Genomic DNA, 9590 nt, shown 5'->3' on the forward strand with positions numbered 1-9590 from the left:
GCCGGGTGCACGCCGAGCGCCGCGNCGGTGTCACGGATGTCGCACAGGTCGAGCTGCTCGGCCATCGACGCGTAGCGGGCGTTCACCGACTGTGCCGTGGCCTGCCGGACCGTGAACGGGCCGGTCTGCCCCGGGGAGTCGTTCTTCGGGTTCCAGTAGGAGTCGATGGTCTGCCCGCACTGCGTCCACGTGCTCCGGCCGCGCTTGGTGCCGTCGACGACCGCGTCCGGGCTCCTGCCCGCGGCCAGCCACTGCAGGAGCGTGAACATCTTGTAGGTCGAGCCGACCTGGAACCCGGTCGAGCCGCCGTTGTCCTCGTCGGTCGCGTAGTTCAGCGAGGTCGCACTCGCCGGGGCGTCCGACGAACGGTCGTAGTCCTTGTTCTGCGCCATGGTCAGGACACGGCCCGTCCCCGCCTCGACCGTGTCCAGTGTCGCGCCGAGGGCGAACCGCGACTCGGTTGCCGGGTCGTAGCGGTCGAGCAGCGCCTTCTGCTGGCCGTTCAGGTCGAGGTCGAGCGTCGTCTGCACCCGGTACCCGCCCTTCCGCCAGGCGTCGTCGCGGCGGTCCTCGGTCGGGCCGAGCTGCGGCAGCTGCCTCGCGACCTCGACCGCGTACTGGCAGAAGAACTCGGCGCCGCGGGCGACGGCCTCGCACCCCTGCTGCGGGGGCGTGAGACGGACGTAGTCGGCTGGCTTCGTCGCGAGCGCCTCGGTGAGCTCGGCACGGCTCAGGTGCCCCTGCTCGTGCATCGACCGGAGGATGACGTCACGGCGGGCGACGTTGTCGGCGTGGTGACTCGGGCGCGACAGGTCCCGCCGCTCCGGCCACTGCACGATCGCGATCAGCGACGCGGCCTCGGCCGGGGAGAGGTCGGTGGCGTCCTTGCCGTAGTAGCGCTGCGCGGCGGCCTGCACGCCGTACGTCTGGTCGCCGAAGTACGCGATGTTGAGGTACGCCGACAGGATCTCCTGCTTCGAGTACTCCTTCGCGAGGCCGATCGCCAGCTTCATCTCGGCGAGCTTGCGCTGAGCGGAACGCTTCGTCGCCTCCTCGTAGGCGGCGTCGCGCTCCTCGGCCGTCGGGAGCTCGCTCGCCTGCTGGATCTTGATGTTCCGCACCAGCTGCATCGTGATGGTCGACCCGCCGGAGCCGCCCTTGCCACCCGCGGCGACGACGCTCACGAGGGACCGGACCATGCTCGTCGCGTCGACCCCGCCGGTCTCGTAGAAGCGCTTGTCCTCGCCGTCCACCGCCGCGTGCTCGAGGGTGTCGCTGATCTGGTCGAGGCTGAGCTCCTGACGGTTCTGCGCCCAGACGTTCGCCAGGTGCACGGGCTTCCCGCCGCGGTACGCCCAGACCTCGTTCCGCTGGGGCAGCTCGCCGATCTCGATGTACTCGGGCATCGAGTCGAACACCCCGATCGCCGAGGTCGTCCCCACCCCGGCCACCGCCAGCACCGGCGTCACGCCGACCCCGACCAACAAACCGGCGAGCACACTCCCGCCGACGAAGCCGAGCGCGGCTCCTCCTGCACGTCTGAACGTCATCCCCTGGGCCTCCCCCTCGTGTGGATCCCCGCTGCTGCGGTCCCCGGACCCTCCCAGCCGTGTTCGGACGACTCCCGGGACTTCGCCGGGGAATCCCACCAGAGCGGCTGGGAAGGTCCCGAGGCGGTACGGATCGTTACGGAAGGCGGGCGGATACGCTCGACGGATGGCGGACCACGGCTGGCGCGAGGACGTGCTCGGGGCGCCGTTCGAACGCCTCGAACTCCCACTCGGCGACGACCACGAGGGACCGGTGGTGGCGACGCTCGTCCGCCGACGCCGCACCCCGGCGGACCTCCTGCTGCACGCGCACGGCCCGTTGCACGGTGTCGACGTGCTGTACGTGCACGGCTGGTCGGACTACTTCTTCCAGGTCGAGCTCGCGGATCGGATCGAGCGGCTCGGCGCCCGGTTCCACGCCCTCGACCTGCGCAAGTACGGGCGGAGCCTGCGGCCCGGGCAGACCCCGGGGAACGTCGACGACCTCGCCACCTACGACGAGGACATCGCCGCCGCGCTCGACGCCATCGCCGCCGAGCACCACGGCGAGACCGGTCGTCGGCTCGTGCCGATGGGACACTCCACCGGCGGACTCACCCTGTCGCTCTGGGCGGCACGGCACCCCGACCGGGTCGACGGCCTCGTCCTGAACAGCCCCTGGCTCGAGTTCCAGGCCAAGGCCGTCGGTCGTGCCCTCGTCGCCCCGGTCGTCCGGCTCGGCGCCCGACGGAACCCGCTCGCGCCGATGCCCGCCGTCGACCCGGGCTACTACACCCGCACGGTGTCCGCCGCGGGCGAGGGCTCGTGGACGTACGACCAGCAGTGGCGACCCGACCGCGGCTTCCCCCTGCACCCGAACTGGCTCGCGGCGGTGTTCGACGGGCAGGCCACGGTCGAGGACGGCCTCGGCATCGAGGTGCCCGTGCTCGTCCTCCTGAGCGACAAGAGCATGCTGCAACCCCGGTGGGACGACGGCATGGCACGGGCCGACGTCGCCCTCAACGTCGACGTCGTCGCACACCGCGCACTGTCCCTCGGCAGTGAGGTCACGATCCGCCGACTGCACGGGGCCCTGCACGACGTCGTGCTCTCCGTCCCCGAGGTCCGGGAGCACGCGTACGACGCGATCGGCCGCTGGGCGGCGTCTCTCCCCCGCTGACCGAGCCGCCGCTACCGTGGCCTGCATGACCGCCGTCACGCTCGTCCGTCTCGACCCGACCGGCGCCGACCGCGCCGACCTGATCGCGTTCCTCACGAGCGAGGAGTTCCCGTTCCACGTCCGGCGCACCATCGCCCGCGCCGACGCCGAGGCCGCGGTCGACGCCGGCGCCTACCGTGACGGCGAGCACGACACGTACTGGCTCGAGCACGCCGAGCTCGGGCGGGTCGGGATCGTCCGGCTCGAGGACCTCGAGGATCCGGTGCCGCTCTTCGACCTCCGCATCGCCGGCCGGTTCCGCGGCCGTGGCCTCGGTGTGCCCGCGCTCCGTGCGACGACGGACCACGTGTTCACCACCCTGCCCGCCGTCACGCGCTTCGAGGGGCAGACGCGCGAGGACAACGTCGCGATGCGGCGCGTGTTCGTCCGTGCGGGCTGGGTGAAGGAGGCGCACTACCGCGAGGGCTGGCCAGTCGAGGGTGGACGCCCCGTCGCGTCCGTCGGCTACGGCGTGCTCCGGCGGGACTGGGAGACCGGCACGACCACGCCGGTGCCGTGGGACGACGACGAGCGCTGACCGTCCCGGTTCGCGATCCCCGGGATCCCCGAACCGGAACGGTCACGCGGGACGACTGAACAGGTTCACCAGCGTGCCGTCCGGGTCCCGGACGAGCGCGGACCGGTTGCCCCACGGCATCGTCGTCGGCGGCAGCACCACGTCGCCGAGCCCGTCCTGCAGGCGACCGAAGGCGGCGTCCACGTCCGCCACGAGGAACTCGACGATCGCACTGCCCGCGACACCAGCCCGCGGCGCGTCGACGCCGAGCATCGCGACCGTCGCCGGCGTCGCGAGCGCGAGCACGAGGCCGCCGGTCACGAACTCGGCGAAGACCGGGGCCGGACGTCGGGCGGTGGTGCCGGTGATGCGCTCGTAGAACGCCACCATCCCCTCCAGGTCCTCGGTGATGATGCGGATCGATGCGAACTCCACGGTGTGCCTTCCCGGGTGACCACCGTGACCACCCGGGGACGAGCATCCTCGCCGTCCGCGACACCGTCCTGTCGGGGTTTCCGCGGATCGGTCCGTCAGTCTCCGAGGACGGGTCGGAGCACCCCGTGCGGTATGTCGAGTTCCTCGATCCGGACGACCCGCGGCGGCGCGGCCTCGTCGGTCTCCTCGACGACCAGCACCCGGTCGCCACGGAAGGCCCGGACCCCGTCGCGCAGTCGGCACCAGGCGACGAGGTACCAGTCCTCCCCCTTGCCGACGTACCCGAGTGGTTCGACCGTGCGGTCGGTCTCGGTGCCGTTCGCGTCGCGGTACCGCATCCGCACCACGCGTCCGCCCGTGAGCGCACCCGCGAGGGCGACGGGTGCCGGGGTCCGGTCGCCCGCCTCGAGCAGGAGCACCCGTGCGGCGAGCCGGGCCGTCCGTCGGGCGTCGTCCTCGGCGAGGACCGCGGTGACCTTGCGCGCCGCGCTCCTGGCGGCATCGCGGAAGGGGCTCGCACCGAGGGTCCCGAGGCCGATCGCCACGGCGAGCGCCTCGTCCACCGTGAACCCGAGGGGCGGGAGCGTCGCACGGGCGTCGATGGTGTACCCGCCGGTGCGTCCCGGCTCGGACCAGATCGGCAGGCCGGCCTCCTGCAGCGCGCGCAGGTCCCGCTCGACGGTCCGGACGCTCACCCCGAAGTGCTCGGCCAGGCGACGAGCGCTCCGCCGGCCGGGTGCCGCCGCGCGCAGCTCCTCGACGAGCGCGTACAGGCGGTCGGTCCGGTTCACGACGCGACCCTAGCGCCCTGGACGCACCACGGGACGGGCCTGGAGGCGCGGTGCGGNCNGGCANCGCGCCTCCAGGCCCGTGGACGGTCGCGTCTCAGGAACGCGACAGGCGCGTCACCGTCGCGTGCGCGCCGTCCGCGATCAGCCCGTCGAGGGCGTCGCGGTAGGCCGCGACGAACCGCTCGTCGTCCACCAGGTCCCCGAACACCTGCCGGTTCCGGATGAAGGCGAGCCGGTCGTCCCGCTGGGTGAGCGCGATGCGGTGCAGTTCGTCGGCCAGCCGGTCCACGATCCGGATCGGCTCGCCGGACTCGTCGGTGCCCTCGTCGTACCGCGCCCACGAGGCCACGATGCCCGCGGACAGGGTGACGGGTCGGTCGGCGGCGAGGTTCTCGCGCACCACCGGCAGCAGCCACTTCGGGATGCGGTCGCTCGACTCGGCACAGAGGCGGGCGAGGGTGTCGCGGACCTCGGGGTTCTGGAACCGCTCGATGAGCGTCGCCTTGTAGTCGTCCAGGTCGATGCCGGGCACCGGGTGCAGGGTCGGCGTTCCCTCCTCGTCCATGTACCGGCGCAGGACGGTCGCGATCGCCGGGTCCTGCGTGGCCTCGTGCGCGTAGCGGTACCCGGACAGGTACCCGAAGTAGCACAGGCCCTGGTGCGAGGCGTTGAGGAGTCGGAGCTTCATGAGCTCGTACGGCTCGACGTCGTCGACGATCTGGACGTCGGCCTGATCGTACGGCGGGCGGCCTGCGGGGTGGTCGTCCTCGAGCACCCACTGGAAGAACGGTTCGGCGACGACCGGCCAGGCGTCCTCGATGCCGAGCTCGTCACGGACCCAGGCGCGGTCCTCGTCGGCGGTGACCGGGGTGATCCGGTCCACCATCGAGTTCGGGAACGAGACGTGCTCGTCCATCCAGCCGGCGAACGCCGGGTCCTGCAGCCGGGCGTAGGCGGTGAACATTTCGCGGGCGACGTGCCCGTTCCCCTGGATGTTGTCGCAGGACATCACGGTGAAGGGCTCCAGCCCGCGGTCCCGCCGGCGCCGCAGGGCCTCGACGACCAGTCCGAACACGGTGTGCGGCGGGCCGTCGCCGCGCAGGTCGGCCGCGACGCCGGGCTCGTCCGCGACGAACGCTCCGGTGACGTGGTCGAAGTTGTAGCCGCCCTCGGTGATGGTCAAGCTGACGATCCTGGTGTCGGGGTGCGCCATCTTCTCGACGACGGCGTCGGGGTCGTCGACGGCGAGCAGGTAGTCGACGATGCTGCCGACCACGCGGGACTCGCGGGTGCCGTCGGGGTGCTTGAGGACGAGCGTGTACAGCCCGCCCTGCTCGGCCATCGCCGTGGCCATCCGGCGGTCCTGCTCGAGGACGCCGACGCCGCAGATGCCGTACTCGCGGCCCTCGCCCCGCTGGAGCAGCCGGTCGATCACCATCGCCTGGTGCGCCCGGTGGAAGCCGCCGACGCCGAAGTGCACGATGCCGGCGGTGATCCCGTCGCGGTCGTAGGTCGGGACGGCGACACCGCTCGCGGCGATCTCGTCGAGGGTCTCCGGGGACAGGCGGGCGGGCATCGGTACTCCTTCGTACGGCGGACGTGCTCGGCCCAGTCAACCACGTGCACATCGGTTCAGAACCGTGTTTCCGCATCGGGGGACGTCCCTGAGGATGCACTCCACATCGTTGCACCGAGTGCATCGATGCACCTAGTGTCGTCGTCGTGACCCTGTCGATCGACCGCCGCGCCGCCCTCAAGGCGAAGCACCGGGCGGCGATCCTGCGGGCCGCTCGCGACCTGATCGACGAGCGCGGTGGCCGCGAGTTCAGCGTCGACGACCTGGCGTCCCGGGCCGACATCGCTCGCCGGACGGTCTTCAACCACTTCGGGTCCCTCGACGAGGTCCTGCTGGCCGTCTGCGAGCAGGAGCTCTCGGTCATCATCGACCGCTTCCTCGCCGACATGGCGAAGACCCCGGTCGGCGACGGCAGCCGGTCGTCGATGTTCGACGAGCTCGAGTCCGCCGCGCGCGGTGCCGACCTGGCGCCCGCGATCGCCGGGATGTACCGGATCCTCGGCGACCCCGGCAAGGACGACCCCAAGGCCGCGGTCCTCACACAGACCGCCTTCGCCCGGGTCACCGAACGCCTCCGCGACGAGGTCGCCCGACGCCACCCGGCGGCCGACGCCCTCGATGCCGCGCTCCTCGTCGAGTCGTTGATGAGCGGGATCGTCGTGATCGCCGACCACTGGCTCACGACGACCGGACCCCGCCTCGACCCGGACGCGATCGACGCCTGGGACGCCCTGCTCGCACGACTCGTGCACAGCGTCCGCAGCGGCTACATGGCCGACGACTGACACCTCCCTCCCCAGGGGTCCACCGGCGCACCCCGCACCACAGCAGCTGACAACGAAAGGATCGGGGCAACCGCATGGCCGGTCTCCTCTACCGTCTCGGACGGTTCTCCGCGCGACGCCACTGGCTCGTGATCATCGCCTGGATCGTGATCATGGGCATCGCCGGTGTCACGTACTCGCTGTTCGCCGGCACCATCTCGTCGTCGATCACGATCCCGAACACCAAGACGAGCCAGGTGCAGGACGAGCTCGCCGACAAGTTCCCGTCGGCGAACGGCGGCACCGGCACGATCGTCTTCGAGACGACGAACGGCAAGGCGTTCACGGACACCCAGAAGTCCGACGTCGCGGACTTCCTGCAGAAGGTCGAGCAGCTCGACGGCGTCAAGGGCGCCACGAGCGGCTTCGACACGCAGCAGCAGCTCGACGACCAGCGGCAGAAGATCGTCGACGGCCGCGAGCAGATCACCGACGGCCGTGCGCAGATCGAGAGCGGTCAGAAGGAGCTCGACGCGCAGCAGTCGCAGTTGGCGTCCGGCAAGGAGCAGATCGCCAGCGCGCAGGCCCAGCTGAACGCGCAGAAGGCCCAGGCCGAGGCAGCCGGAGCCGCCGCCGCGGCCGCCGCCCAGACGCAGCTCGCGCAGGCGCAGGCACAGATCGACGCGCAGCAGCAGCAGATCACCTCGGGTGAGCAGCAGCTCGAGGCCGCGCAGCAGCAGATCGACGCCAACACGAAGAAGCTCGACGCGAGCGAGCAGGAGCTCGAACAGGGCTCGAAGCTCCTCGACCTGTCGAAGGACATCCGCTTCGTGTCGTCGAACGGCAGCGCCGTCATCGGCACCGTGCAGTTCACGAAGTCGACCTACGAGGTCCCGGCCGACACGAAAACCCAGATCGCGGACGACGCCGAGGCGGCCGACATCAGCGGCGTCGACGTGTACGTCTCGAACGACATCGCCCAGGGCGTCCCGTCGATCCTCGGTCCGGGCGAGATCGGCGGCGTGATCATCGCCGCCATCGTGCTGTTCCTGATGCTCCGCACGATCATCGGCGCGGCCGTCCCGCTCGTCTCCGCCGTGCTCGGCGTCGGCGTCGCGTCGCTCGCGGCCCTGTCGTTCTCGAGCCTCGTCGAGTTCATCTCGGTCACGCCGGTGCTGGGGGTGATGCTCGGCCTGGCGGTCGGCATCGACTACTCGCTCTTCATCCTCAACCGACACCGGACGCAGCTGAAGCAGGGCATGGGCGTGCACGATTCCATCGGGCTCGCGAACGGCACCTCCGGCAACGCCGTGGTCTTCGCCGGCGCGACCGTCATCGTCGCGCTCCTCGCCCTGAACATCACGGGCATCCCGTTCCTCGGACTCATGGGCACCGTCGGCGCGGTCGCGGTCTTCTTCGCGATCCTCATCGCGACCTCCTTCACCCCGGCGCTGCTGTCGCTCATCGGCATGCGGATCCTCCGGAAGAAGGAGCGCGCGAAGATCGGCAACACCGACTCGACCCGGGTGCCGAACAAGCCGATGTCGACCTGGCGCGCGGTCATCACGCTCGTCGCCGGCGTCGCGGTGCTCGGCACGATCGCGCTCCCCGCCACGCAGATGCGCCTCGGCCTGCCGACCGGTGCGTCCGAGTCGGTCGACTCCAGCCAGTACAAGGCCTACAAGGCGCTCGACAGCGAGTTCGGCGCCGGGCAGAACGGCCCGCTCCTCGTCGTCGCGACCCTGCCGGACGCGGTCAGCAAGGACGACGTCACCGCGACCGAGGTCACCATCGGCGAGGCGATCGCGAAGAACGACGACGTCAAGGCCGTCCTTCCGATCGGCGCCTCGAAGGACCGTGACATCATCGCGTTCCAGGTGAAGCCCGCCGGCGGTCCGGACAGCGTCTCCACCGAGACCCTCGTCAGGGACCTCCGCGAGCAGACGGTCTCCACCGACGACGGCAAGGTCACGCTCGGCGTCGCCGGCAACGCGTCCGCGAACATCGACGTCTCCGAGAAGCTCTCGAACGTGCTGCCGCTCTACCTCGTGGTGGTCGTCGGGCTCTCGCTCATCATCCTCATCATCGTGTTCCGGTCGTTCCTCGTCCCGATCACCGCGACGGCCGGCTTCATCCTGTCCGTCCTCGCGTCGTTCGGTGGCCTGACCGCGATCTACCAGTGGGGCTGGCTCGGCAGCGTGTTCGGGGTGCACGACCCCGCACCGATCCTGAGCTTCCTGCCCATCATCGAGATCGGCATCCTGTTCGGACTCGCGATGGACTACCAGCTCTTCCTGGTGTCGGGCATGCGCGAGGCGTATGCCCACGGCGCGAGCGCGAAGGTCGCGGTCCAGCGCGGACTGCACGCCGGTCGCGCGGTGGTCACGGCGGCCGCGATCATCATGATCTCGGTGTTCGCGGGCTTCATCTTCTCGGACTCCTCGACCATCAAGCCGATCGGCTTCGGGCTGGCGTTCGGCGTGCTCATCGACGCCTTCGTCGTCCGCATGCTGCTCATCCCGGCCGCGATGCACCTGCTCGGCGAGAGCGCGTGGTGGTTCCCGAAGTGGCTCGACCGGATCGTGCCGGACGTCGACGTCGAGGGCGCGAAGCTCGAGCGGTCGCACCCGACCGGCGGGCGCGAGAGCACCCACACCGGTTCGCACGCGCTGCCGGTGGAGCCGGACGCGAACGCGCACGAGTCCGGGCACCCGCCGGCGCACCGCGCCTAGTCACGGCGCGACCACCCAGGAGGCGCG

General features: G+C 71.0%; 8 protein-coding genes. 4 read left to right on the forward strand and 4 right to left on the reverse strand.

Annotated elements, in window-relative coordinates; all coding sequences use genetic code 11:
* On the reverse strand, positions 1-1550 hold a 1550-nt coding region (locus I5E_RS00785; protein ID WP_022905326.1), incomplete at its 3' end, for a transglycosylase domain-containing protein.
* Between the two features lie 166 nt (positions 1551-1716).
* On the opposite strand from I5E_RS00785, the gene I5E_RS00790 reads away from it, so the two are divergent.
* On the forward strand, positions 1717-2709 hold the full coding sequence (locus I5E_RS00790) for an alpha/beta hydrolase (protein ID WP_022905327.1): 993 nt from the start codon (positions 1717-1719) through the stop codon (positions 2707-2709).
* Positions 2710-2734: 25 nt separating this feature from the next.
* Positions 2735-3286, forward strand: a complete 552-nt coding sequence (locus I5E_RS00795; RefSeq protein ID WP_031260893.1) for a GNAT family N-acetyltransferase — start codon at positions 2735-2737, stop codon at positions 3284-3286.
* Positions 3287-3328: 42 nt separating this feature from the next.
* Here I5E_RS00795 and I5E_RS00800 read toward each other — a convergent pair whose 3' ends face one another.
* The 3 genes from I5E_RS00800 to I5E_RS00810 form a co-directional block, all read right to left on the reverse strand.
* Complete coding sequence (locus I5E_RS00800) at positions 3329-3700, reverse strand: VOC family protein (RefSeq protein ID WP_031260895.1); 372 nt, start codon at positions 3698-3700, stop codon at positions 3329-3331.
* 95 nt (positions 3701-3795) lie between these two features.
* Complete coding sequence (locus tag I5E_RS00805; protein ID WP_022905328.1) at positions 3796-4491, reverse strand: helix-turn-helix transcriptional regulator; 696 nt, start codon at positions 4489-4491, stop codon at positions 3796-3798.
* Positions 4492-4585: 94 nt separating this feature from the next.
* A complete protein-coding gene (locus I5E_RS00810; protein WP_022905329.1) occupies positions 4586-6067 on the reverse strand; it encodes a mannitol dehydrogenase family protein in 1482 nt (493 codons plus the stop codon).
* Between the two features lie 146 nt (positions 6068-6213).
* Here I5E_RS00810 and I5E_RS00815 point away from each other — a divergent pair, with 146 nt between their 5' ends.
* On the forward strand, positions 6214-6852 hold the full coding sequence (locus tag I5E_RS00815) for a TetR/AcrR family transcriptional regulator (protein WP_022905330.1): 639 nt from the start codon (positions 6214-6216) through the stop codon (positions 6850-6852).
* Between the two features lie 74 nt (positions 6853-6926).
* Positions 6927-9563, forward strand: a complete 2637-nt coding sequence (locus I5E_RS00820) for an MMPL family transporter (protein ID WP_022905331.1) — start codon at positions 6927-6929, stop codon at positions 9561-9563.
* Positions 9564-9590 lie beyond the last annotated feature (27 nt).

The organism is Curtobacterium sp. B18 (genome assembly GCF_000333375.1).
GTDB lineage: Bacteria > Actinomycetota > Actinomycetes > Actinomycetales > Microbacteriaceae > Curtobacterium.